Annotated in this window: 23 protein-coding genes and 1 riboswitch; of the genes, 18 read left to right on the forward strand and 5 right to left on the reverse strand. The window is 70.2% G+C overall.

Annotated elements, in window-relative coordinates:
• The first annotated feature begins 6 nt into the window (after window positions 1-6).
• From tilS to ACIBP6_RS32345, 9 genes are all read left to right on the forward strand, one after another.
• The gene (gene tilS / locus ACIBP6_RS32305; RefSeq protein ID WP_397057619.1) at window positions 7-1,011 is read left to right on the forward strand and encodes a tRNA lysidine(34) synthetase TilS; all 1,005 of its coding nucleotides are present in this window, start codon (window positions 7-9) and stop codon (window positions 1,009-1,011) included.
• 10 nt (window positions 1,012-1,021) lie between these two features.
• Window positions 1,022-1,573, forward strand: coding sequence for a hypoxanthine phosphoribosyltransferase (hpt, locus tag ACIBP6_RS32310; protein ID WP_397057620.1), 552 nt, complete (start codon window positions 1,022-1,024; stop codon window positions 1,571-1,573).
• A 236-nt stretch (window positions 1,574-1,809) separates the two neighbouring features.
• A complete protein-coding gene (gene ftsH / locus ACIBP6_RS32315; RefSeq protein ID WP_132614422.1) occupies window positions 1,810-3,807 on the forward strand; it encodes an ATP-dependent zinc metalloprotease FtsH in 1,998 nt (665 codons plus the stop codon).
• Between the two features lie 100 nt (window positions 3,808-3,907).
• Window positions 3,908-4,486: a GTP cyclohydrolase I FolE gene (folE, locus tag ACIBP6_RS32320; RefSeq protein ID WP_132614424.1), complete on the forward strand. Its 579-nt coding sequence runs from the start codon at window positions 3,908-3,910 to the stop codon at window positions 4,484-4,486.
• Window positions 4,487-4,544: 58 nt separating this feature from the next.
• Complete coding sequence (gene folP / locus ACIBP6_RS32325; protein ID WP_449595496.1) at window positions 4,545-5,402, forward strand: dihydropteroate synthase; 858 nt, start codon at window positions 4,545-4,547, stop codon at window positions 5,400-5,402.
• Window positions 5,399-5,845 (forward strand): nuclear transport factor 2 family protein, encoded by a 447-nt coding sequence (locus tag ACIBP6_RS32330; protein ID WP_132614426.1) that lies wholly within the window; start codon window positions 5,399-5,401, stop codon window positions 5,843-5,845. The genes folP and ACIBP6_RS32330 overlap by 4 nt, the downstream gene beginning before the upstream one ends.
• Window positions 5,835-6,200 carry a dihydroneopterin aldolase gene (folB, locus tag ACIBP6_RS32335; RefSeq protein ID WP_397057621.1) on the forward strand — a complete coding sequence of 122 codons (366 nt, stop codon included), beginning with the start codon at window positions 5,835-5,837 and terminating at the stop codon, window positions 6,198-6,200. Before ACIBP6_RS32330 ends, folB begins: the two co-directional genes overlap by 11 nt.
• Entirely contained in the window at window positions 6,197-6,700 is a 504-nt protein-coding gene (gene folK / locus ACIBP6_RS32340) for a 2-amino-4-hydroxy-6-hydroxymethyldihydropteridine diphosphokinase (protein WP_397057622.1), read from the forward strand. Before folB ends, folK begins: the two co-directional genes overlap by 4 nt.
• Window positions 6,697-7,155 carry a DUF3180 domain-containing protein gene (locus ACIBP6_RS32345; RefSeq protein WP_397057623.1) on the forward strand — a complete coding sequence of 153 codons (459 nt, stop codon included), beginning with the start codon at window positions 6,697-6,699 and terminating at the stop codon, window positions 7,153-7,155. The genes folK and ACIBP6_RS32345 overlap by 4 nt, the downstream gene beginning before the upstream one ends.
• On the opposite strand, the gene ACIBP6_RS32350 is transcribed toward ACIBP6_RS32345, so the two are convergent.
• Entirely contained in the window at window positions 7,152-7,337 is a 186-nt protein-coding gene (locus ACIBP6_RS32350; protein WP_397057624.1) for a hypothetical protein, read from the reverse strand. The two genes, ACIBP6_RS32345 and ACIBP6_RS32350, sit on opposite strands and share 4 nt — an antisense overlap.
• Before the next feature lie 135 nt (window positions 7,338-7,472).
• A complete protein-coding gene (locus ACIBP6_RS32355; RefSeq protein WP_397057625.1) occupies window positions 7,473-8,618 on the reverse strand; it encodes an NADH-quinone oxidoreductase subunit D in 1,146 nt (381 codons plus the stop codon).
• A 121-nt stretch (window positions 8,619-8,739) separates the two neighbouring features.
• Here ACIBP6_RS32355 and ACIBP6_RS32360 point away from each other — a divergent pair, with 121 nt between their 5' ends.
• The gene (locus ACIBP6_RS32360) at window positions 8,740-9,579 is read left to right on the forward strand and encodes a DoxX family protein (protein WP_397057626.1); all 840 of its coding nucleotides are present in this window, start codon (window positions 8,740-8,742) and stop codon (window positions 9,577-9,579) included.
• A gap of 977 nt (window positions 9,580-10,556) precedes the next feature.
• Here ACIBP6_RS32360 and ACIBP6_RS32365 read toward each other — a convergent pair.
• Window positions 10,557-11,759, reverse strand: coding sequence for an aminotransferase class V-fold PLP-dependent enzyme (locus ACIBP6_RS32365; protein ID WP_397057943.1), 1,203 nt, complete (start codon window positions 11,757-11,759; stop codon window positions 10,557-10,559).
• A gap of 310 nt (window positions 11,760-12,069) precedes the next feature.
• Window positions 12,070-12,185: riboswitch (SAM riboswitch) on the reverse strand.
• A 144-nt stretch (window positions 12,186-12,329) separates the two neighbouring features.
• On the opposite strand from ACIBP6_RS32365, the gene ACIBP6_RS32370 reads away from it, so the two are divergent.
• Entirely contained in the window at window positions 12,330-13,091 is a 762-nt protein-coding gene (locus ACIBP6_RS32370; RefSeq protein ID WP_397057627.1) for a TerC family protein, read from the forward strand.
• Window positions 13,091-14,284 carry a cytochrome P450 gene (locus tag ACIBP6_RS32375; RefSeq protein ID WP_397057628.1) on the forward strand — a complete coding sequence of 398 codons (1,194 nt, stop codon included), beginning with the start codon at window positions 13,091-13,093 and terminating at the stop codon, window positions 14,282-14,284. The genes ACIBP6_RS32370 and ACIBP6_RS32375 overlap by 1 nt, the downstream gene beginning before the upstream one ends.
• On the opposite strand, the gene ACIBP6_RS32380 is transcribed toward ACIBP6_RS32375, so the two are convergent.
• Window positions 14,268-15,230, reverse strand: coding sequence for an SAM-dependent methyltransferase (locus ACIBP6_RS32380; RefSeq protein WP_397057629.1), 963 nt, complete (start codon window positions 15,228-15,230; stop codon window positions 14,268-14,270). The two genes, ACIBP6_RS32375 and ACIBP6_RS32380, sit on opposite strands and share 17 nt — an antisense overlap.
• Before the next feature lie 192 nt (window positions 15,231-15,422).
• On the opposite strand from ACIBP6_RS32380, the gene ACIBP6_RS32385 reads away from it, so the two are divergent.
• The 5 genes from ACIBP6_RS32385 (at window position 15,423) to ACIBP6_RS32405 (ending at window position 21,146) form a co-directional block, all read left to right on the forward strand.
• Window positions 15,423-15,656, forward strand: coding sequence for a chaplin (locus ACIBP6_RS32385; protein WP_132614446.1), 234 nt, complete (start codon window positions 15,423-15,425; stop codon window positions 15,654-15,656).
• 346 nt (window positions 15,657-16,002) lie between these two features.
• Window positions 16,003-16,893 (forward strand): Rossmann-like and DUF2520 domain-containing protein, encoded by an 891-nt coding sequence (locus tag ACIBP6_RS32390; protein WP_132614448.1) that lies wholly within the window; start codon window positions 16,003-16,005, stop codon window positions 16,891-16,893.
• 21 nt (window positions 16,894-16,914) lie between these two features.
• Window positions 16,915-17,751 carry a pantoate--beta-alanine ligase gene (panC, locus tag ACIBP6_RS32395; RefSeq protein WP_397057630.1) on the forward strand — a complete coding sequence of 279 codons (837 nt, stop codon included), beginning with the start codon at window positions 16,915-16,917 and terminating at the stop codon, window positions 17,749-17,751.
• Between the two features lie 83 nt (window positions 17,752-17,834).
• Window positions 17,835-20,360 carry an L-aspartate oxidase gene (locus ACIBP6_RS32400; RefSeq protein WP_397057631.1) on the forward strand — a complete coding sequence of 842 codons (2,526 nt, stop codon included), beginning with the start codon at window positions 17,835-17,837 and terminating at the stop codon, window positions 20,358-20,360.
• A 3-nt stretch (window positions 20,361-20,363) separates the two neighbouring features.
• Window positions 20,364-21,146: a type III pantothenate kinase gene (locus ACIBP6_RS32405; protein ID WP_397057632.1), complete on the forward strand. Its 783-nt coding sequence runs from the start codon at window positions 20,364-20,366 to the stop codon at window positions 21,144-21,146.
• 43 nt (window positions 21,147-21,189) lie between these two features.
• Here ACIBP6_RS32405 and ACIBP6_RS32410 read toward each other — a convergent pair whose 3' ends face one another.
• Complete coding sequence (locus ACIBP6_RS32410) at window positions 21,190-21,651, reverse strand: hypothetical protein (RefSeq protein WP_397057633.1); 462 nt, start codon at window positions 21,649-21,651, stop codon at window positions 21,190-21,192.
• A gap of 159 nt (window positions 21,652-21,810) precedes the next feature.
• Here ACIBP6_RS32410 and lysX point away from each other — a divergent pair, with 159 nt between their 5' ends.
• Window positions 21,811-23,292 (forward strand): bifunctional lysylphosphatidylglycerol synthetase/lysine--tRNA ligase LysX, encoded by a 1,482-nt coding sequence (lysX, locus tag ACIBP6_RS32415; RefSeq protein WP_132614467.1) that lies wholly within the window; start codon window positions 21,811-21,813, stop codon window positions 23,290-23,292.
• The last annotated feature ends 34 nt before the right edge of the window (window positions 23,293-23,326 follow it).

Raw genomic sequence — 23,326 nt, forward strand, 5'->3', positions numbered from 1 at the left:
GCAGGCGTGGGGCCGCATCCAGCCGTAGCCGACGTGCGCAGGGCCGTGCGTGAGGCGCTGGCCGACGTCCAGCGCGACGCGCTGGTGCTGGCGGCGTGCAGCGGCGGCGCCGACTCGCTGGCGCTGGCCGCGGCGCTGGGTTTCGTCGCGCCCCGCATGAGGCTGCGCGCGGGCCTGCTCACCGTCGACCACCAGTTGCAGGCAGGCTCGGCCGGACGGGCGCGTACGGTCGCCGAGATCGGCGCCCGCGACCTCGGCCTCGATCCCGCCGAGGTGCTCACCGTCACGGTCGGCGCCGCGGGCGGGCCCGAGGCGGCGGCGCGGGAAGCCCGCTACGCCGCGCTCGCCGAGGCGGCCGACCGGCTGGGGGCCGCCGCCGTGCTGCTCGGCCACACCAGGGACGACCAGGCCGAGACCGTCCTGCTGGGCCTGGCCAGGGGCAGCGGGCCGAGGTCGTTGTCCGGCATGGCCGCCGTGGCCGGCCGCTACCGCCGCCCCTTCCTCGACCTGTCCCGCGCCACCACCGTCGCCGCCTGCGCGGCCCTCGGCCTCGACCCGTGGGACGACCCGCACAACGACGACCCCCGCTACACCCGGGTGCGCGTGCGGCGCAGGGTGCTGCCCGTGCTGGAGGCCGAGCTCGGCCCAGGTGTGGCAGAAGCGCTCGCCAGGACCGCGAGACTGGCCCGCGAGGACGCCGACGCCCTTGACGAGTGGGCCGGATCGGCGTATCAGAATTGCGCTCTAAGCGATATCGGCGAGGCCGGAAAGCCGGTGGAGCTGAGCGTCGCCGAGCTGGAGAGGCTGCCCGACGCCGTCAGGCGGCGGGTGCTGCGGCGCGCGGCCGTCGCCGCCGGAGCCCAGTCGGGGGCGCTCTTCGCCACCCACGTGCTCTCTGTCGACCGGCTGATCACGAGCTGGCACGGGCAGAAGGCCGTTGACCTGCCCGGGGGTCTGACCGCTGTGCGGCGGTATGGCACCCTGATACTCGCCATCAGTCCCATCCCGTAAGGAACCACAGGTGGACGCTGCCGACATGGGCCACGACCTGGAGAAGGTCCTCATCCCCGAGGCCGAGCTCCAAGACAAGATCAAGGAGCTGGCCGGCCGGATCGACGAGGACTACGCGGGCAAGGACGTCCTGCTCGTGGGGGTGCTGAAGGGCGCCGTCATGGTGATGGCCGACCTGGCCAGGGCGATGCACGTGCCGGTGCAGATGGACTGGATGGCGGTGTCGTCGTACGGCGCGGGCACCAAGTCGTCCGGGGTCGTGCGCGTGCTGAAAGACCTCGACACCGACATCTTGAACCGCCACGTGCTGATCGTCGAGGACATCATCGACTCCGGCCTCACCCTGCACTGGCTGCTGGAAAACCTGAAGTCGCGCAATCCCGCCTCGCTGGAGATCTGCGCCGCGCTGCGCAAACCCGACGCGGTGAAGGTGCCCATCGACGTCAAATACGTGGGCTTCGACATTCCCAACGAGTTCGTCATCGGTTATGGGCTCGACTACGCGGAGCGATACCGCAACCTGCCCTTCATCGGCACTCTGGCTCCGCACGTTTATCAGTAGCGTTCGTACATGTCCGGGAACACCGCCCGACGTGACGTACGTTGAAAGGGCAAGGCCGGTGCAGCGGGCGGGTCCCTCCGTGCGCTCTGCCGGTGTACCTTCAGACTCCTGGAGGGTGACCGCGTGTCGCCTTCGGGTAGTCAGAAGTCGCGGTGCCGGATGCCGCGGCCCCGGGCCAGCCCGGGGTTCCAGGCCATGGTCAGGAAGGGACGGGCCCGCAAGGGGTTCCGCATCGGATGGATCTCAAGCGATTTACACGTGGGCCACTGCTGTGGATCCTGGGCATCGTCGTGCTGCTCCTGCTCGTCACGCAGTTGTTCGGTGGCGGCGGAAATTACAAGACGGCCGACACGTCCTTGGTCCTTCAGCAGATTCGCGCCGGAAACGTCAGCAACGCCAAGATCGTCGACAAGGACAACCGGATCGAGGTGACCCTCAACAACCCGGTCTCGGTCAAGTCCGGCGACGCACCGACCAAGCTGATCCAGTCCGACTGGGTCACCGGCTACGGCAGCAAGCTGACCGATGAGCTGCAGGCTCAGGTCGACGCGGGCAAGACCAAGAGCTTCACCACCGAGGTGCCCCAGGACAACATCCTGGTCAGCCTGCTGGTGAGCTTCCTGCCGATCGTCATCATCGTGCTGCTCTTCCTGTTCATCATGAACCAGATGCAGGGCGGCGGCTCGCGTGTGATGAACTTCGGCAAGTCCAAGGCCAAGCTCATCACGAAGGACACCCCCAAGACCACGTTCGCCGATGTCGCCGGCGCCGACGAGGCCATCGAGGAGCTCCAGGAGATCAAGGAGTTCTTGCAGGCCCCGGCGAAGTTCCAGGCGATCGGCGCCAAGATCCCCAAGGGTGTGCTCCTGTACGGCCCGCCCGGCACCGGTAAGACGCTGCTGGCGCGCGCCGTCGCCGGTGAGGCCGGCGTGCCGTTCTACTCGATCTCCGGCTCCGACTTCGTCGAGATGTTCGTGGGTGTCGGCGCCTCGCGAGTGCGCGACCTGTTCGAGCAGGCCAAGGCCAACGCCCCGGCGATCATCTTCATCGACGAGATCGACGCCGTCGGCCGCCACCGCGGCGCCGGCCTGGGCGGCGGTCACGACGAGCGCGAGCAGACGCTCAACCAGCTGCTCGTCGAGATGGACGGCTTCGACGTCAAGGGCGGCGTGATCCTCATCGCGGCGACCAACCGGCCCGACATCCTCGACCCCGCGCTGCTGCGTCCCGGCCGGTTCGACCGGCAGGTCACCGTCGACCGTCCCGACCTCGAGGGCCGCAAGGGCATCCTCAAGGTCCACGGCCGCGGCAAGCCGTTCGCGCCCGACGTCGACCTCGACGTCATCGCGCGCCGCACCCCCGGGTTCACCGGCGCCGACCTGGCCAACGTGATCAACGAGGCGGCCCTGCTCACCGCGCGGGCCGACCAGAAGCTGATCACGATGGAGGTCCTCGAGGAGGCGATCGACCGTGTCATGGCAGGGCCCGAGCGCAAGACGCGGGTCATGTCCGACAAGGAGAAGAAGATGATCGCCTACCACGAGGGCGGTCACGCATTGGTGGCGCACGCGCTGCCCAACTCCGACCCGGTCCACAAGATCACGATCCTGTCCCGCGGCCGCGCCCTCGGTTACACGATGACGCTGCCGATGGAGGACAAGTTCCTGGCCACCAGGTCCGAGATGATGGACCAGCTCGCGATGTTGCTCGGCGGTCGCGCGGCGGAGGAGCTCGTCTTCCACGAGCCCACCACCGGCGCCTCCAACGACATCGAGAAGGCCACAGCCGTCGCCCGTCGCATGGTGGTCGAATACGGCATGAGCGAGGCGCTGGGCGCCCGTAAGTTCGGCAGCGGCCAGGCCGAGGTGTTCCTCGGCCGCGAAATGGGTCACGAGCGCGACTACTCCGAGAAGATCGCCTCCACGATCGACGAAGAGGTCCGCCGGATGATCGAGACGGCGCACGACCAGGCCTGGGACATCCTGGTCCAATACCGCGACGTGCTCGACAACCTGGTGCTGGAGCTCATGGAGAAGGAGACCCTCTCCCGCCAGCAGGTGCTCGAGATCTTCGCCCCGGTGATCGTCAAGGAACACCGCCCGTCCTACGCGGGCTACGGCAAGCGGCTCCCGTCGGACCGCCCGCCGATCCTGACCCCCAAGGAGAAGCAGTCGGCCAACGGCTCGCTCACCGGCGGGCACCAGGAAGCCCTGCCGTCGGGGGACTCTGCGTGACCACACGAGTGAGTGCCGTCGCCCGGAGAAGCGGCAGGAGCGTAGCGACCGGAGCGGGGCAAGGCGTACGGCGAGCGAGCCTGCCGAGCGGAGCGCGGCCGTGACCGAGCATGACGTCGACCTGGCACGCATCGAGAAGGCCGTCCGCGAGATCCTCTACGCCATAGGCGAGGATCCCGACCGTGACGGCCTGATCGAGACGCCCGCCCGGGTCGCCCGCGCGATGGCCGAGCAGTTCTCCGGGCTCGGCCAGACGCCGGAGCAGGTGCTCACCAAGGTCTTCGACGTCGACCACGACGAGATGGTGCTCGTCAAGGACATCGAGGTCTACTCCACGTGTGAGCACCACCTGGTGCCCTTCCACGGGCTGGCGCACGTGGGGTACATCCCCAACGCGCGCGGCCAGGTGACCGGGCTGTCGAAGCTGGCCCGGCTGGTCGACGTGTACGCGCGCCGTCCGCAGGTCCAGGAGCGCATGACCTCGCAGATCGCCGACGCCCTCATGCGGGTGCTGGAGCCGCGCGGGGTCATCGTGGTGATCGAGGCCGAACACCTCTGCATGACCATGCGGGGCGTACGCAAGCCGGGCGCCAGGACGGTGACCTCGGCGGTGCGCGGCGACTTCCGTACGAGTGACAAGACCCGATCCGAGGCGATGGCGCTGATCCTGGGCCGGTGACGACCGAACGGGGTACCCACGATGTCAACAAGTATGGGGAAGCGCCTAGGCTTGCTCCATGACTAGCGTGCCCATCAACGTGCCGGGAGGTGCGGATCGGTGCCTCGTGATGGGTGTGGTCAATGTGACACCCGATTCGTTCTCCGACGGCGGCATGTGGTTCGACGAGGCGGTTGCCATCCGCCACGGCCTCGACCTGATCGGCCAGGGTGCCGACATCGTCGACGTGGGCGGCGAGTCCACCCGCCCGGGCGCGGCACGGGTCTCCCTGGAGGAGGAGCTGGCCCGGGTCGTCCCGGTGGTCCGGGCGCTGAGCTCCGAGGGCGTGGTGGTCAGCGTCGACACGATGCGCGCCGAAGTCGCCAGGGCCTCGGTCGAGGCCGGCGCCAAGATCGTCAATGACGTGAGCGGCGGCCTGGCCGACCCCGAGATGCCGCGCGTGGTCGCCGAGACCGGAGTCACGTACGTCGTGATGCACTGGCGCGGCCACAGCCATGACATGCAATCCCGCGCCGTCTACAAGGACGTGGTGGCGGAGGTGTGCGCCGAGCTCACCAAGCGGGTCGACCTCGTCCTCACGGAAGGTGTGACGCAGGCGCAGATCGTCCTCGACCCCGGCCTCGGCTTCGCCAAGAACGCCGAGCACAACTGGGCAGTGCTGGCCGGCATCCCCAAGCTGGCCGAGCTGGGCTATCCGCTGCTCATCGGCGCGTCCCGCAAGCGTTTCCTGGGGCGGCTGCTGGCCGCGCCCGACGGCACGCCACGGCCGTTCGACCGTAGTGACGACGCCACGATGGCCGTGACGGCGCTGGCCGCGCACGCGGGCGCGTGGTGCGTACGCGTCCACCAGGTGGCCCCCAACGCCGATGCGGTACGCGTTGCCGCTGCATGGAAGAGAGCCGGAGCAGGCACATGAGCGTCGACACCGCAGCCATCGAGACGGTCAACCAGGAGTTCTACGCCGCGATCGAAAGCGGCGACCTCGACAAGATGACGGAGATCTGGGCCGAGGACTCCCCTGACGACCAGGTGACCTGCGTCCATCCGGGCTGGACCCTCCTCCAGGGCCGCTCCGAGGTGCTGCGCTCGTGGGCGCTGATCATGGCCAACACCACCTACATCCAGTTCGTGCTGACCGACGTCGACACGACCGTGCTGGGCGATGTGGCCGTGCTGACCTGCGTCGAGAACATCCTGACCGCGGGGGAGGAGGGTGAGGCCAGCTTCGCCGCGGGCAAGGTGGTGGCCAGCAACGTCTACGTCCGCACCCCACAGGGCTGGCGGTTGTGGATGCACCACGGTTCACCGGTGCTCCAGGGCGACGACGACGATGAGGAGGAGGGCGAGCTTGAGCGCTGATCGCATCGCCCTCAAAGGCCTGCGGGCCCGGGGGAGGCATGGTGTGCTCGCTGCCGAGCGGGAGCTCGGGCAGGAGTTCGTCGTCGACGCGACGCTGTTCCTCGACACCGCGCCGGCCGCGGCCGGTGACGACCTCACCAAGACCGTCCACTACGGGGAGCTGGCCCAGGCGCTGACCGAGGTGGTGGAGGGCGAGCCCGTTCAGCTCATCGAGACGCTGGCGCAGCGGCTGGCCGACGTGTGCCTGGCCAGCGAGCTGGTGCGGCGGGTCGAGGTGAGCGTGCACAAACCGGCGGCGCCCATCCCGCTGCCGTTCGACGACGTGGTCGTGACGATCGAGCGGAGCCGCGCATGAAGGTGGTGCTCTCTCTCGGCAGCAATCTGGGCAACCGCTTCCAGACGCTGCAGGGTGCCGTGGACACGTTGTTCGACGCGCCGGGGCTCGATTTCGTCAAGGCGTCCCCCGTCTACGAGACCGACCCCGTCGGCGGCCCCGGCGGGCAGCGGCCGTACCTGAACGCGATCGTGATCGCGGAGACCACCCTGGAGCCGCGCACGCTGCTGGAGCGGGCGCAGGGCGTGGAGAACGCCTTCGGCCGCGTCCGCGAGGAGCGGTGGGGGGCGCGCACCCTCGACATCGACCTGATCGTGGTGGGCGACACCGTCTGCGACGACCCCGACCTCACGCTGCCTCACCCCAGGGCACACGAGCGCGCGTTCGTACTGGTGCCGTGGGCGAAGGTCGATCCCGAGGGCGTGCTGCCCGGGCACGGCCGGGTGGCGGAGCTTGTGGCGGGGCTCGATCGCCAAGGGGTGCGCCTGCGCGACGACCTGAAGCTGCAGAGGCCCGATTGAAGCCCACACATCCCGGTCACCTCGTCGGCGTCCTGGTCATCGTCGCCCTGATCGCGTGGGCGGTGATCTCGCGGGTCTACGCCGACCTGCCCCTCATGCCATGGACGGCGATCCCCACCGTGCTGCTGCTCGCCATCGGCGAGGGCTACAGCGGCTGGGTGACCAAGGCGCGCATCGCCAGGAGGCCCGGCACCAAGCCGGTGGAGCCGCTGGCCGTGGCCCGGTTGGCGGCGCTGGCCAAGGCGTCGGCGTACGCGGGGGCCGGATTCGGCGGGTTGTTCGCCGGGTTCGCCCTCTACACGGTGCAGCTGCTCGACCGTGACACGCCGCGTACGGAGTTCTTCGTCGCGACGGGGTCGTTCGTGTCGTGCGTGGCGCTAATCTGTGCCGCCCTCTACCTCGAGCACGCCTGCCGCATCCCGACCGAGCAGGACGAGGCCGACCAGCGCGACTAGCGCTCTTCGGGCAGGCCCTCGGCCGCCGGGCGGGAGCCGCCGCGCAGGCGGTCGTGCCACATGTCACGTTGCAGCAGGCGCAGCGCGCGGCGCAGGACGTCGCTGGGCCGCTCGCCTTCCCGTAGGGCGGCACGGATGATCCGCTCGTCTTCGGCGTTGGCCCGGAAGGCGATGTCAGCCATGGCCCTGAGCTTATGGACCCGCCGTCGTCTCTGTCCTGGGTTTACTCGTCGTCACTTGTCGCGTCACTTGTCGCGTCACTTGTCGCGTCACTTGTCGCGTCACTTGTCGCGTCACTTGTCGCGTCACTTGTCGCGTCACTTGTCGATGTCACCCACGACGAAGAACATCGAGCCCAGGATGGCCACCATGTCGGCGACCAGGTGCCCGGGTAGTATCTCGCGCAGCACCTGGATGTTGCTGTACGACGCCGAGCGCAGCTTGAGCCGCCACGGCGTCTTGTCGCCCTTCGAGACCAGGTAGTAGCCGTTGATGCCGAGCGGGTTCTCCGTCCACGCGTACGTGTGACCCTCCGGAACCTTGAGCACCTTCGGCAGCCGCTGGTTGATCGGGCCGGGCGGCAGTGAGCGCAGCTTCTCGACGCAGGCGTCGGCCAGGTCGAGCGAGACCTTGAGCTGGTCGAACAGCACCTCGAAGCGAGCCTGGCAGTCGCCGGCGCCGCGCGTGACCACCTTCACCGGCAGCTCGGGATAGGCCAGGTACGGGTCGTCGCGGCGCAGGTCGAAGTCGACGCCGGAGGCGCGGGCGACGGGGCCGCTCACGCCGTACTGCATGATCTGCTCGCGGGAGAGCACGCCGACGCCCTTCGTGCGGGCGATGAAGATCTCGTTGTGCAGGATGAGATCCTCGATGTCGGGCACGCGGCGGCGGGTCTCGGCGACGGCCTCCGACACCCGGTCGAGCCAGCCGTACGGCAGGTCCTCCTTCAGGCCGCCGACCCGGTTGAACATGTAGTGCATGCGCCCGCCGGAGATCTCCTCCATGACAGCCTGGATGCGTTCGCGCTCGTTGAAGGAGTAGAACAGCGGCGTCATCGCGCCGAGCTCCAGCGGGTAAGAGCCGAGGAACATCAGGTGGTTGAGCACCCGGTTGAGCTCCGCCAGCAGCGTACGCGCCCACACGGCCCGCACCGGGGGCTCCATGCCGAGCATGCGTTCGGCGGCCAGCACCACGCCCAGCTCGTTGGCGAACCCCGACAGCCAGTCGTGCCGGTTGGCCAGCATGATGATCTGGCGGTAGTCGCGGACCTCGAACAACTTCTCCGCGCCCCGGTGCATGTAGCCGACGATCGGCTCGGCGGCGGTGATGCGCTCGCCGTCGAGGGTCAGCCGGAGCCGCAGCACGCCGTGGGTGGACGGGTGCTGTGGGCCGATGTTGAGGACCATGTCCTCGGTGGCCAGCTCTTTCGCGCCCGCGCCGATTCCCACCACGCGTTCCGTCATACGGCCATGCTGCCACCGTCCCGTTGGGCGGGCCAGCGCGGGGGATGGTCAAGAGATGGCATGAAACGCATTCCGAAGCCGGACACGGGGAGGAATACCGGGAACGGGGGGAGATAGCACCATGAAGAGAGTTGTGTTTGACATAGCCGCGTTCATCGCGCGGATTGCCACTGGCGTGATCTTCGTGGCCCACGGCTGGCAGAAATGGCAGGGCGGACACAGAGCCACGGCTCAGGGTTTTTCGGAAATGGGGATTCCGATGCCTGACCTGGCCGCCGGGTACGCGATGGCGGTCGAGATGATCGGCGGCGTCCTGTTGATCCTTGGGCTGCTGGTGCGGCCGGTGGCGCTGCTGTTGCTGCTCAACATGCTCGGCGCGATCGTGTTCGCGCACTGGGAACGCGGTGTCCTGGTCTCCGAAGGCGGATGGGAGCTGGCGGGGGCGCTGGGGGCGCTCTGCTTGCTCTTCCTGGCGCTGGGCGGTGGACGGCTGGGCCTGGACGGCATTTTCCACGCGATGTTCCGCAGGCGTTCGGAACGCCGGGAGATGGAACGCGAACTGGCCGCGCACACCCCAAGCCGCACCAGAACCGACGCCGACACCGACATCGACACCACCGGCACGACCGGCACCGGCACGACCGGCACCACCGGCACCACCGGCACCACCGGCACCACCGGCGACACGACGACCGGCGGCACGGCGGCGGGCGCAGCCGGCGGAACAGCCGCCGGAACCACCGGCCGCTCGGAGGCGGGCCCGCCCGGCGGCCCGGAGGCCGGCCAGACCGGTGGCCGCACCACGCCAACGGAAGCGAGGGACCGAACCGACCGACCAAAGGTCCCGCACCAGCCATCAGAGAGAGGCGCGGGCAGCAAACTGAGCGACGAGGACATGCGAGACATCGACGCCCTCATCGCCGACGAACCACCCCAACACCGCAAACCACCAAACCGCTGACGCACCCTCTCCGCCGGCCAGGGATAGTCCACCCCTGCCGGGCTGAGTGCCCTTCCACCTCACAGTCTGTGGCTGAGGTCCTGTGAAGGGAGAAACCAGGGGTGGGATCCAGTCGGTGGTCGGGGCCGTCGCATGGGCCGAACGGCGTGGCTGGAACGCCGCGTGCACGGGCGGTGATTCCGCCTGCGGCGCCCTGTCGCCGTGCTGTGGTGCTGCTAGCGGTGCTGCGCCGGGGTGCTGTCGTGCTGTGGTGCTGCTAGCGGTGCTGCGCCGGGGTGCTGTCGTGCTGTGGTGCTGTCAGCGGTGCTGCGCCGGGGTGCTGTGGTGCTGTCAGCGGTGCCCCGCCGCCGTGCCGCCGTGCCGCCGGTCGTCGTGTCGCCGGTGGTGTCGGCGGCGTGCGGGCGCGCTGCCTCTGCTTGGGGGCCGCTGTGCCGGGTCGGCTCGGTCGCGTGCTGGGTGGAAGGGCGTTGACCAGGTGCTGGCCGGTGCCGGCGCTGACCGTGTGCTACGGGGCTGCTGTGCCGGGTCATGCCGTAGCGATGCAAGGCTGCATGGATCGCGAGAGCATCAGCCACCACCCAGAACGCCGGCACACCAGACACGTGGGCCTCTCCGCCGTAAATCTGCAGGGCTGGCGATCCAGCGTTCCTATCGTGGCCCGACGGCACTTCGTCGAACGCGCGGGCACTGTAGGCGTGTGTGGTCGGCCGTGCGTGACCGGCCGTGTGTGGTCGGCCGTGCGTGACCGGCCGTGTGTGGTCGGCCGTGTGTGGTCGGCCGTGTGTGGTCGGCCGTGCGTGATCGGCCGGGTGCGGCCAGCCATGCGTGGTCGGCCGTGCGTGGCCAGCCCTGCCCGACCACGACGGAGGTGCGCTCGTGGTCGAGGATGGTGGGGCGGTTCGGGGCGCGTGCGGTGGCTCTCGGCCGGCTACCGGAGGTCGTCGGCCGAAGCCTGGCGGATCGTGACCCGGCCGACGTCAGGGGGTGGTCAGGGCGTGGAGGGCGTTGAGGAGGCGGTCCACGTGTTCGTCGGTGGTGCCGATGCCGATGGAGGCGCGTACGGCTGAGGCTGTGTCGTCTTCGCAGCCGCCGTCGGCCTCGCCCAGGAGGTGCTGGAGGAAGGGGTGGGCGCAGAATTTGCCGTCGCGGACGCCGATGCCGTACTCGCTGGACAGGATTTCCGCCACCTCGCGGGCCGTGTAGCCGGCGACGGTGAACGAGACGATTCCCACCCGGGGGTGGTCGTCGCCCCATAGGGACAGCTCGTGCACGCCCTTGATCGCGGCGAGGCCCGACCGCAGGCGTGCGATCAGGCGTTCTTCCTCCCGGACGAGTGGGGTCCAGTCAGTGGCGGTCAGAGCGTCGCAGGCGGCGGCCAGGGCGATGGCGCCCAGTACGTTCGGGGTGCCGGCCTCGTGGCGGGGCTCCGGGTCGTCGTGCCACTCGGTGGTGTCGCTCACCGAGCGCACCGCGCCTCCGCCCTTCAGGTACGGCTCTCCGCCGGCCAGCCAGTCGCGTCGACCGATCAGCACGCCGGCGCCGAACGGGGCGTACAGCTTGTGCCCCGAGAAGGCCACGTAGTCGAGGTCGAGCGCGGTGAGGTTGAGCCGCCGGTGCGGCACGTACTGGGCGGCGTCCACGAGGATCCGGGCCCCGTGGCGGTGCGCGATGTGCGCCAGGGCGGCGATGGGCCACAGCTCGCCGGTGACGTTGGAGGCCGCGGTGACGACGAGCAGCTTCGGCCCGTCGATGGCGGCCAGCGCCTCGTCCGCCGCGCGTACGGCCTCGCCGGGGAACGCCGGCGGCGCCAGCCGTACGGACGTCTTCCAGGGGAGCAGGGAGGCGTGGTGCTCGGTGTCGAAGACCACCGTGGTGGTGCCTTCGGGCAGGCAGCCGGCCAGCAGGTTCGTGGCGTCGGTGGTGTTGCGGGTGAAGATGACGGCGTCGTCGGGACGGGCTCCGGCGAAGGCCCGTACGGTGTGGCGGGCCTGCTCGTAGCGGGCGGTGGTGAGCTGCGAGGCGTAGCCGGCGCCGCGGTGGACGCTGGAGTAGGCCGGGAGCGCGGCCGCGACGGCGGCGCTGACCGGCTCCAGACAGGGGGCGCTGGCGGCGTAGTCGAGGTTGGCGTACCCGACGAGCCTGCCGCCCTTCACCGGCACCTGGAGGTCGGCGCCGAGCACGGCCGGGACAGGACGTTCCGCCTCGGCGGCCTGCGAGAGACCGGCAAGCGACGGGCCGAGCTCCGACTGGCCGGCCGGCGATGCGCCGGTCTGCGCCGCGCCCGTCTTCGACGAGCCGGACTGTGACGAGCCGGACTGTGACTGGCCGGACTGTGACTTGCCCGGCTGTGACTGGCCGGGCTGCGACGAACCGGGCTTCGACGGGCCCGTTTGCGATGGGGTCGTCTGGGCGGGGACGGAGCTGAAGATCGTCAGGGTCGACACGGCATGCCTCCTGCAAGGGTCGTCGGACCCCTGGGAGCAGCCACGGAGCCCGCGCTTGCCCGCCACACCCCGTGGCGGACCAGGTCTTCACCCGGGGCACCCCGCCGCGGACGCGAGGGTTGCCGGCCAGCTAGCCGGGGCTTGTCGCTGGCACTCATGACCTACGCCGGGGACTATACCAAGGACAAACCGCTCATCGCACGCCCCCCATCCGACACCTTGCCGGCAACCGCAAGCGCGAACTTATGCCGCGCCCGGCTCGTTGCTACCGGAAACCGTCAGCTACTAGTCAATGGAGGTGCGCCGATGTTGGATTGGGTGACCGACCCGCAGATCTGGATCGGCTTCTTCACCCTCGTCGCCCTGGAGATCGTGCTGGGGATCGACAACATCATCTTCATCTCCATCCTCGCGGGGAAGCTGCCGCCCGAACAACGGGAGCGGGCACGTGTGCTGGGCCTGGCCGCCGCGCTGATCAGCCGGCTGCTCCTGCTGCTCGGCCTGTCGTGGGTGGTCCAGTTAACGGAGCCGCTCTTCGCCGTCCTCGGGCATGAAATTTCCGGACGTGACCTGATTCTGCTGGTCGGCGGCCTGTTCCTGCTGGCCAAGAGCGTCACCGAGATCAGCCACACGATGGACGTGGCGCACGGCGAGGACGGCAAGCAGGCCGCCGCGGTCTCGTTCACGTCGGTGATCGTGCAGATCATGCTGCTGGACATCGTCTTCTCGCTCGACTCGGTCATCACCGCGGTCGGCATGGTGGAGGAGATCGGCGTCATGATCGCGGCCGTGGTGGTCTCCGTGCTGGTGATGCTCTTCGCCTCGGGCCCGATCAGCCGGTTCGTCGACCAGCACCCGAGCATCAAGATGCTGGCGCTGGCGTTCCTGGTGCTCATCGGCGTCGTGCTCGTCGCCGAGGGGCTCGACCAGCACATCCCCAAGGGTTACATCTACTTCGCGATGGCGTTCTCGGTCGTCGTGGAGCTGCTCAACATCCGGATGCGCAGCAGGCAGCGCAAGAAGGTCGCGACCTCGGCGGAGGGAGAAACGGCTTCTAAGATGCACTAGTGGGCTTTGATCCTTGGAATCCGGATTTCGTGGCGTACCCGTACCGGGTCTATGACGAGTTGAGGCGCGAGGCGCCCGTCAGCTACTTCGAGCCGACGGGCCAGTGGCTCGTCGCGCGGCACGCGGACGTCAACGCGCTGCTGCGCGACCGCCGCCTCGGCCGGTCGTACCTGCACGTGGCCACGCACGAGGAGTTCGGCAGGCCGCCGGAGCCGGAGTTCCAGGAGCCGTTCTGGCGGGTGATCAGGGCGGGCATGCTCGACGTCGAGCCGCCGGTGCACACCAGACTGCGCCGGCTGGTCTCGAAGGCGTTCACCCCGCGTATGGTCGAGTCACTGCGTCCCCAGGTCCGGGCCATCGCCCGGAGCCTGGTGGACGCGTACGTCGACAAGGGCGGCGGCGACCTGATCGCCGAGGTCGCCGAGCCCCTCCCGGTGACGGTCATCGCCGAGATGCTCGGCATCCCCGAGGCCGACCGCCACCTGCTCCGCCCCTGGTCAGCCGATATCTGCGGCATGTACGAGCTCAACCCCACCCCGCAGGCCCAGCACACGGCGGTACGCGCGGCGACGGAGTTCGCCGACTACCTCAAGGCCCTGGCCGCGGATCGCCGCCGCGTCCCGGGCGACGACCTCGTCAGCGCGCTCACCCAGATCGACGAGCTGACCGAGGACGAGTTGGTCGGCACCTGCGTGCTGCTGCTCAACGCCGGCCACGAGGCCACCGTGAACGTCACGGGCAACGGCTGGTGGGCGTTGTTCAGGAACCCCGCCGAGCTGGCCCGGCTGCGCGAGGACCGCTCCCTGCTGCCCACGGCGATCGAGGAGCTGATGCGCTGGGACACGCCGCTGCAGATGTTCGAGCGCTGGGTGCTGGAGGACATCGAGGTGCACGGCGTGCGCATCCCGCGCGGCACGGAGGCGGCGCTGCTGTTCGGCTCGGCCAACCGCGACCCGGCGGTCTTCCCCGACCCCGACCGGCTCGACGTGGGCCGGGTGGACAACCCACACATCTCGTTCGGCGCGGGCATCCACTTCTGCCTGGGGGCGCCGCTGGCCCGCATCGAGCTCATGGAGTCGTTCGGCGCGCTGCTGGACCGGGCGGATACGCTGGAGCTGCGCGCGGAGCCGTCGTGGAAGCCGGGCTACGTCATCCGCGGTCTGGAGGCGCTGGAGCTCAGCGCCGCTGGCTGAGCCAGCCGAAGCCGCCGAGCCCGGCCGGGTCGATCAGCTCGGCCTCCTCCGACGCCCTGGCCAGGGCTCTGAGGTAGCCGCTCGGATCGGTGCGGGCCAGCTCCAGCGGCGGGCGGGCCCCTGTGACGCCCAGCGCCCGCAGCGCCTCGCGCTGTGTGGACAAGGTTGTGGATATCGCGCCGGCCCGCCGCCCGGCCTCGGCGCACGCGTCGAGCGCGACGTGGGCGGTGATGTCGCAGCTCCCGTCGGGTACGGGCGGGACGACCGCGCCGTCGCGGTATCCGGTCAGCGTGCCGTGGAGGGGACGGTTGTCCACAGGGTGTGCATAATCGACGGCCACCGCCCTGCCCCTGGTGAGGCGGGCCACGACCGAGGCCCACGCCTCGTCGCGGTGGCGGCCGATCTCGGCCCGCGCCCCCACGCAGGGCAGCGGCCACCACCGTTCGAGCCAGGCCAGGTCGGCCCGGCGCAGCGGGCCGTCGACCCGCTCCTCGCCCGTGCGTACGTCGACCATGACCAGCCGTGGCCCGTCGGGGGTCTGCTCCACCACGTCGAGCGGCACGTTGTCGAGCCACTCGTTGGCGACGGCGAGCCCGGTGATCTGGGCGGGCAGGCTGCGCGACCACCGGACGCGCTCCGGCAGGCCGGGCGGGCGGGGCGACACGTCGACGGCGGTGACGCGGAGCCGGTCGCGCAGCCCGGGGCCGGCGGCGGCCAGCACCTGGGTGACCAGCACGCCCTCGCCGGCGCCGATGTCGACCAGGTCGAGCCCGGCGGGGTGGCCGAGCTCCGCGTCCACTTCCGACAGCACCCTCAGGACCGCGTCGGCGAACACCGCCGACGCGCTGACCGAGGTGCGGAAGTGGCCTGACGGGCGTTCGCGGAGGTAGAAGCCCTTCTCGCCGTACAGCGCGCGTTCCGTCGCGGCGCGCCAGGTGAGCCACATGCCCTGGACTATCTCATGACTCGCCGACAGAACGCGGAGTAATTTCATGACTACTCAACGTGGCGGTCTTGCGCTAGCCTTTACTTGTTGTCATCGAGTGAATGCGCTTCGTCATCAGAACCGAATGGCGGAGGGGTTCGCTCGAGCAAGCACCCCCCGCGGCCATGGCCGCGCAACCGAAAGGAGCCCCTCATGCTGAAGAAGGTCCTGGTCCTCACCGGAGCCGTCGCCGCGATGACGCTGGCCGCCCCCGCCGCGCACGCCGACATCACCAGCGGCAAGGGCGGCATCATCTCCGGCAACCAAGTCCGCGTCCCGATCAACGCCCCGGTCAACGTCTGCGGCAACGGCGTCGCGGTCTTCGGCTTCGCGGTCGCCGGCTGCAAGGGCGGCGCGGGGGTCCACGGGTACAAGCGTCACTGGTAGAAGAAAGAGCCCGGGCCGGCGCAGGCCGGTCCGGGCTCCTCTCCCGGCTGGTCAGTCGGCGGTTGGCCAGCCGGCGCACCTCCAAGAGGTCGCATCCGATGCGGGCGTCGGTCCCAAACGGACTCGGCGCCCGCCGCCATGCGATGAACCCCTCTCCTCATCTCTTCCGACAGGGGGTGCACGATTTGTATGCCCTTGTCGCTTTTGTCGATAACTCAACCGGCAGCAAAGCCCCAGTCACGGTGGCATGCCCCCTGGCTGAGGGCCGGTGGGCGTGGCTTACCGTGGGCAACACAACAGGCCGTTACGCATGGCGATGCCATCGGGTCGACAGGGGTGAGACGTCATGGACGCAGGTGATCGGCCGGCACGGCTGACTGTCGGCGTGCTGGGGGCGGGCAAGGTCGGATCGGCCCTGGGAGCCGCGCTCGCGCAGGCGGGCCACCGCGTGGTGGCCGCGAGCGGCGTGTCGGATGACTCCCAGCGGTGGATGGCCGAGCGGCTCGGGGTCAAGCCGTCCCCGCCCGACGAGGTGGTCTCCGCTGCCCAGCTCGTGCTGCTGACCGTGCCCGACGACGTGCTGCCGTCGCTGGTCAGCGGGCTGGCCGCCACCGGGGCCGACCTCCGGGGCAAGATGCTGGTGCACACGAGCGGGGCGCACGGGCTGTCGGTGCTCGACCCGGCGGCGGCCGCGGGCGCGCTGCCGTTCGCGCTGCACCCGGTGATGACGTTCACGGGCCGCGACGACGACCTCAACAAACTGACCGGCATCTCCTACGGCGTGACCGCGCCGGAGGCGGTGCGCCCGGTGGCCGAGGCGTTGGTGATCGAGATGGGCGGCGAGCCGGTCTGGATCGCGGACGCCGATCGCCCGCTCTACCACGCGGCCCTGGCCGGGGCGTCCAATCACATGGTCACGCTCATCGCCGAGTCGTCCGACCTGCTGCGGCGCATCGGCGTCGAGCATCCCGGCCGCATGCTCGGCCCGCTGCTCGGCGCCGCGCTCGACAACGTGCTGCGGCTCGGCATCGCGGGGCTGACCGGCCCGGTCGTGCGCGGCGACGCCGGCACGGTGCGCAAACACGTCGACGCGCTGATCCTGGCGGCGCCCGAGGCGGCCGACGCCTACGTCGCGCTGGCCAGGCTCACAGCCGACCGCGCGCTGGCCGCCGGGCTGCTCAAACCGGAGGAGGCGGAGCGGCTGCTCGACGCGCTGGGGGGCAATATATGGACCTGACCGTCGCGTGAAAGGGCAACCATGGATCTGATCGTCGCCAGGAACCGGGCAGACCTCGTCGCGGCCCGCCGCGAGGGAACGGTGGCACTGGTGCCGACCATGGGCGCGCTGCACGAGGGGCACCGTTCGCTGATCAGGCAGGCTCGGGTGCGCTCGGATCAGGTCGTGGTCAGCGTCTTCGTCAATCCCCTCCAGTTCGGGCCTAATGAGGATTTTTCGCGCTATCCCCGTACGTTCGATGATGATCTGGACGTGTGCCGGGCCGAGGGCGTCGACGTGGTGTTCCATCCGTCCGTCGAGGACATGTATCCGCCCGGCCGGCAGGTGGGTGTGTCCGCCGGCGAGATGGGCCGGGTCGTCGAGGGCGCCTCCCGGCCGGGCCACTTCGACGGCATGCTCACGGTGGTGCTCAAGCTGTTCAACCTCGTCCGCCCCGACCTCGCGGTCTTCGGCCAGAAGGACGCCCAGCAGCTCGCCCTCATCCGCCGCATGGTCGCCGACCTCGACGTGCCGGTCGAGGTCCTGGGCGGCCCGACCGTGCGTGAGCCCGACGGCCTGGCGCTGTCCAGCCGTAACCGCTACCTGTCCGACGACGACCGGAAGGTGGCGCTGGCCCTCTCGCGGGCCCTGCGCGCCGGCGCGGCCCAGCTGACCCCCGACAAGATCCGTGCGGCCGCGCACGAGGTGCTCGCCCAGGCCGGCCCGAAGCTGGAGCTCGACTACCTGGCGCTGGTCGACCCGGCCACGTTCACCGAGGTGAACGAGGCGTACCACGGCATGGCCGTGCTCGCGGTGGCCGCCAGGGTGGGCTCCACGCGGCTGATCGACAACGTCACCGTCACGTTGAACCCCGCCTGATCGACCGCACCCCGGGGCATGCGCACGACGCGCGTGGCGTTATCGTCATGTTGACGAAATCGCCTCAGATGAGGAGAGCCCCCATGAGTGCACCGGCGATTCCCCTGCGGCTGACCGCTCCCGCCCCCGGCTGGACCGTCGAGGCGGACGTGGTCGTCGTGGGCTCGGGCATCGCGGGCCTGACCGTGGCCCTGCGGTACGCCGAGCTGGACCCGGCGGCCAGGGTCCTGGTCGTGACCAAGGACGTGCTGTCGTCCGGCTCCACCCGCTGGGCCCAGGGCGGCATCGCGGCGGTGCTCGACCCGCGCGACACGCCGGAGGAGCACCTGAACGACACGCTGCTCGCCGGGGTCGGGCTGTGCGACGTACGGGCCGTGCGCACGCTGGTGACCGAGGGGCCGGGGGCGCTGCGCCGGCTCATGGCCCGCGGCGCCCGGTTCGACCGCACGGCCGACGGAGAGCTCCAGCTCACGCGGGAGGGCGGGCACCGGCGGCGCCGGATCGTGCACGCCGGCGGCGACGCCACCGGCGCCGAGGTGCAGCGGGCGCTCGCCGAGGCCGTACGCGCCGCCCGCGTCGAAGTGATCGAGCACGCCCTGGTGCTCGACCTGCTGAAGGACGCCCGTGGCCGGGCCAGAGGCGTGACCCTGCACGTCATGGGAGAGGGCGAGCGCGACGGAGTGGGCGCGGTGCACGCCAGGGCGGTGGTGCTGGCCACCGGCGGCATGGGCCAGGTGTACGCGGCGACCACCAACCCCGCGGTCTCCACCGGCGACGGTGTGGCGCTCGCGCTGCGGGCCGGGGCGGTGGTGCGCGACCTGGAGTTCGTCCAGTTCCACCCGACCGTGCTCTGGCTCGGCGCGGGCTCGACCGGCCAGCAGCCGCTGATCTCGGAGGCGGTCAGGGGAGAGGGGGCGTTCCTGGTCGACCACGAGGGCGAGCGGTTCATGGCGGGCGTGCACGAGCTGGCGGACCTGGCGCCGCGTGACGTCGTGGCCAAGGCGATCATGCGCAGGATGCGCGAGACCGGCCGCGACCACATGTTCCTCGACGGCCGCCACTTCGGCCGCGACAAGTGGGAGTCGCGCTTCCCGACGATCTACGCGGTCTGCCGGGAGCACGGCGTGGACCCGGCCACCGACCTCATCCCGGTGGCGCCGGCGGCCCACTACGCCAGCGGCGGCGTCCGCACGGACCTGCGGGGCCGTACCTCGATCGAGGGTCTGTACGCGTGCGGCGAGGTCGCCTGCACGGGCGTGCACGGCGCCAACCGGCTGGCCTCGAACTCCCTGCTGGAAGGGCTGGTCTTCGCCGAGCGCATCGCCGAGGACATCCACGCCGTACGCCCCGCGCCCGGCGAACCCGTCCCAGGCGGGGCCGCGTCCGGGCTGGTGGACCCGCGGGTCAGGCCGCGCGTCCAGGCCCACATGAGCACCGGGGCCGGCGTGCTGCGCAGCCGCGAGTCGCTGGTCGCCACCGCCAGGGCGCTGCGCGACGCCCGCTGGACGCCGGTCGAGGTGCCGCCGTGCACCGAGTCGTGGGAGACGACGAACCTGCTCACCGTCGCCACCGTGCTGACCGGCGCGGCGGCGGCCAGGCTGGAGACCCGCGGCTCCCACTGGCGTGAGGACCACGACACCCGCGACGACAACGAATGGCTGGGCCACCTGGACGTGACCCTGAACGAGGAGGGGCTGGGCATGACGTACACACCGCATGGGGACGCGATGCCGTCACGGCTGGCGCAGGAGCTGACCTCGGCCGGGCTCGACCCGGCCGAGGTGGACGCGCTGATCGATCGTGCGCTGGCGGAGGACCTCCAGGAGGAGGGCGACGTGACGAGTCTGGCCACCATCCCGGCCGAGCAGCGTGCCGCGGCCGACGTGGTGGCCCGCAAGGACGGCGTGGTGGCCGGGCTCGCGGTGGCCGAGGCGGTGTTCGTCCGGCTGGGGGCCGCGCGCGCCGAGCGCCGCGCCAAGGACGGCGAGCGCGTACGGGCCGGCGACGTGCTCATGACCGTCGAGGGGCCGGTGCGCGCCCTGCTGACCGCCGAGCGTACGGCGCTGAACCTGCTCACCCATCTGTCCGGGGTGGCCACGCTGACCGCGAGGTGGGTCGAGGCGATCAGCGGCACGGGCGCCCGCGTCCGCGACAGCCGCAAGACCCTGCCCGGCCTGCGCGCGCTGGAGAAGTACGCCGTACGCTGCGGCGGCGGCGTCAACCACCGCATGTCGCTGTCCGACGCCGCCCTGATCAAGGACAACCACGTGGTGGCCGCGGGCGGCGTGGCCGAGGCGTTCCGTCTGGTCAGGGAGCGCTACCCGGAGCTGCCGATCGAGGTGGAGATCGACCGGCTCGACCAGCTCGAACCGGTGCTGGACGAGGGAGCCGAGCTGGTGCTCCTGGACAACTTCACGGTCGAGGACACAGCTGGAGCGGTGAATCTCGTGAGAACCCGAGCGGAAAACAGGGTTGCGCTTGAGGCAAGTGGGGGATTGACCTTGGAATCGGCCCGTGATGTGGCGGAAACTGGCGTCGACTACCTTGCGGTGGGAGCGCTGACGCATTCGGCGGCGGCCCTCGACATCGCTCTGGATCTGCGGGGGTAATGGATGCTGCTCACGATCGATGTCGGCAACACGCACACGGTGCTGGGGCTCTTCGAGGGTGAGGAGGTCATCGAGCACTGGCGGCTGGCGACCGACGCCCGCCGCACCGCCGACGAGATCGCGGTCGTGCTCCAGGGTCTGCTGACGCAGTCCCCCCTGCTCAAGGGCGCCGACGTCGACGGCATCGCCATTTGCTCCACCGTGCCGAGCGTGCTGAACGAGATGCGGGAGATGTGCCGCCGTTACTACGGCGACGTGCAGGCGGTGATCGTGGAGCCGGGCATCCGCACCGGCGTGCCCGTGCGCATGGACAACCCCAAAGAGGTCGGCAGCGACCGCATCGTGAACGCCCTGGCCGCCATCGACCAGTACGGCGGCCCCTGCGTCATCGTCGACTTCGGCACCGCGACCTCGTTCGACGCGGTGTCGGCCAAGGGCGAATACATCGGCGCGGTCACCGCCCCCGGCATCGAGATCTCGGTGGACGCCCTCGCCGCCGCGGGGGCGCAGCTGCACAAGGTCGAGCTGGTCAGGCCCCGCTCGGTGATCGCGAAGAACACCGTCGAGGCGCTGCAGGCCGGCATCATCTACGGCTTCGCGGGCCAGGTCGACGGCATCGTGGAGCGCATGGTCGCCGAGCTCGCCGACGACCCCGAGGAGGTGACCGTGGTCGCGACCGGCGGTCACGCGGGGCTGGTCGTGGGCGAGTCGCGCTCGATCGACGTGCACGAGCCGTGGCTGACGCTCATCGGGCTGCGGCTGGTCTACCACCGCAACACCGCCTGACGGCCCCGCCTCTCACGGAGAGGGGGGCCGCTCGTCTCGGATGTCATCGGGTGCTGAGGTACTCCCAGCGCCCGCAGTTCGTCGGGAAGCCGCCGCGCGGCCCGACCTGGCAGACCCGCACCCGCAGGCTGCGGACGTCGTCCTCGCGGAAGGAGATCCGCTCGGAGCCGGGGAAGCCGCAGTACCTGTCGGTGTAGACGGTGTTCCAGTGGCGGTGGAAGTCGTTGGCCTGGAACGAGACGTACGCGCACTTGCCGCCCTCTTCGTACGAGCGGCGGTCGAGGTCCTGGAGGCGGCCGCTTACGGTGACCTCGTTGGACCGGCCCCTGCGGTCCCAGTCGACGAACATCCGGCCCTCGGCCTTGGCCAGGAAGCGCTGAGCGTAGACGGGGCCGAAGGACTCGGAGCGGTCGTACGACGCGGCGCTGGCGGCTGCCGGGAGCGAGAGGGCCACAGCGGTGGTGGCGGCGACGGCGAAGAACCCGGTCGCGATCTTCTTGTACATCGTGTCTCCCCGAGCTCCCCATGCGGGCCGGCTCCCTGCCGGCTCCCCCCTGAGCTCGTGGGATATTGGTATGCCGGGTCTCTTGCAGCGACCCTGCACGCATCATGCAGCTAACCGACGAGTCCTTGCAGTTCGCCATATCCCCTACCCTTTGATGTTGTGAGCGACGAACTTCCCGAGCAGATGCGCATCCGGAGGGAGAAGCTCGACCGCCTTCGTCACGAGGGCGTCGACCCTTACCCGGTGACCTTCCCCCGTACGGCGACCAACGCCGAGGTCAGGGAGAAATACCAGGGCCTGGAGCCCGACTTCGCCACCGGCGACACGGTGGGCGTCGCGGGGCGCGTCATGCTCAACCGCGTGGGCGGCAAGCTGTGCTTCGCCACGCTCCGCGACGGCGGCGCCGACCTCCAGGTCATGATCTCGCTCGACAAGGTGGGCGAGGAGTCGCTGGCCTCCTGGAAGCGCGACGTCGACCTGGGCGACCACGTGGGCGTCACCGGCGAGGTCATCACCTCGCGCCGCGGCGAGCTGTCCATCCTGGCCGACAGCTGGCAGATCACCGCCAAGTGCCTGCGCCCGCTGCCGGAGAAGCACGTCGGGCTCACCGACCCCGAGGCGCGGGTGCGCCAGCGCTACGTCGACCTCATCGTCAACGACGAGTCGAGGAAGATGGCCCGGCTGCGCAGCGACACCGTGCGCGCCGTACGCGACTTCTGGCACGAAGAGGGCTACCTCGAGGTCGAGACGCCGATGCTGCAGCCGATCCACGGTGGCGCCTCGGCCCGGCCGTTCAAGACCCACATCAACGCCTACGACATGGAGCTCTACCTCCGCATCGCGATCGAGCTCTATCTGAAGCGGCTCGTGGTGGGCGGCATCGAGAAGGTCTTCGAGATCAACCGCAACTTCCGCAACGAAGGCGCCGACTCGACGCACAACCCCGAGTTCACCATGCTCGAGGCGTACGGCACCTACCTCGACTACAACGACATGGCCGACCTGACCCAGCGGATGTACCAGAAGGCCGTCGTGGCGGCCCTGGGCACCACGGTCGTCGTCCACGACGGCGTCGAGGTCGACCTCGGCATCGCCGAGTGGCCGCGCATCACGCTCTACGGCGCGGTGTCGCAGGCCGTCGGCGAGGAGATCACCACCTCCACCACGCTGGAGGAGTTGCGCAAGATCGCCGACAGCCGTGAGATCAACTGGGACCCGAAGTGGGGCTCGGGCAAGCTCGTGCAGGAGCTGTTCGAGGCGCTGGTCGAGCACACGCTCGTGCAGCCCACGTTCGTCATGGACTACCCGCTGGAGACCTCGCCGCTGACCCGTCAGCACCGCGACAACCCGCTGCTCACCGAGAAGTGGGACCTCATCGGCTTCGGCACCGAGCTCGGCACCGCCTACTCCGAGCTGGTCGACCCGATCGAGCAGCGCCGCCGTCTGACCGAGCAGTCGCTGCTGGCCGCCGGCGGCGACCTGGAGGCCATGCAGCTCGACGAGGACTTCCTGCAGGCCCTCGAATACGCGATGCCGCCGACGGGTGGCATGGGCGCCGGCATCGACCGCATGATCATGGCCTTCACCGGCAAGAACATCCGCGAGACCATCCTCTTCCCGCTGGTCAAGCCGACCCACTGAGCACGCGTCAGCACGAGGCGGCCGCGCACCCCGC

The organism is Nonomuraea terrae (genome assembly GCF_044465245.1).
Lineage (GTDB): Bacteria > Actinomycetota > Actinomycetes > Streptosporangiales > Streptosporangiaceae > Nonomuraea > Nonomuraea terrae.

Bases quoted from the DNA above. Each gene is read 5' to 3' on its own strand.
- ACIBP6_RS32390 (WP_132614448.1), top strand. From the start codon at position 16,003: ATGGACGCAGGTGATCGGCCGGCACGGCTGACTGTCGGCGTGCTGGGG.
- folP (WP_449595496.1), top strand. From the start codon at position 4,545: ATGACTAGCGTGCCCATCAACGTGCCGGGAGGTGCGGATCGGTGCCTC.
- ftsH (WP_132614422.1), top strand. From the start codon at position 1,810: ATGGATCTCAAGCGATTTACACGTGGGCCACTGCTGTGGATCCTGGGC.
- ACIBP6_RS32385 (WP_132614446.1), top strand. From the start codon at position 15,423: ATGCTGAAGAAGGTCCTGGTCCTCACCGGAGCCGTCGCCGCGATGACG.
- ACIBP6_RS32330 (WP_132614426.1), top strand. From the start codon at position 5,399: ATGAGCGTCGACACCGCAGCCATCGAGACGGTCAACCAGGAGTTCTAC.
- ACIBP6_RS32350 (WP_397057624.1), bottom strand. From the start codon at position 7,337: ATGGCTGACATCGCCTTCCGGGCCAACGCCGAAGACGAGCGGATCATC.
- ACIBP6_RS32370 (WP_397057627.1), top strand. From the start codon at position 12,330: ATGTTGGATTGGGTGACCGACCCGCAGATCTGGATCGGCTTCTTCACC.
- ACIBP6_RS32410 (WP_397057633.1), bottom strand. From the start codon at position 21,651: ATGTACAAGAAGATCGCGACCGGGTTCTTCGCCGTCGCCGCCACCACC.
- folK (WP_397057622.1), top strand. From the start codon at position 6,197: ATGAAGGTGGTGCTCTCTCTCGGCAGCAATCTGGGCAACCGCTTCCAG.
- panC (WP_397057630.1), top strand. From the start codon at position 16,915: ATGGATCTGATCGTCGCCAGGAACCGGGCAGACCTCGTCGCGGCCCGC.
- ACIBP6_RS32355 (WP_397057625.1), bottom strand. From the start codon at position 8,618: ATGACGGAACGCGTGGTGGGAATCGGCGCGGGCGCGAAAGAGCTGGCC.
- ACIBP6_RS32405 (WP_397057632.1), top strand. From the start codon at position 20,364: ATGCTGCTCACGATCGATGTCGGCAACACGCACACGGTGCTGGGGCTC.
- ACIBP6_RS32360 (WP_397057626.1), top strand. From the start codon at position 8,740: ATGAAGAGAGTTGTGTTTGACATAGCCGCGTTCATCGCGCGGATTGCC.
- ACIBP6_RS32400 (WP_397057631.1), top strand. From the start codon at position 17,835: ATGAGTGCACCGGCGATTCCCCTGCGGCTGACCGCTCCCGCCCCCGGC.
- ACIBP6_RS32380 (WP_397057629.1), bottom strand. From the start codon at position 15,230: ATGTGGCTCACCTGGCGCGCCGCGACGGAACGCGCGCTGTACGGCGAG.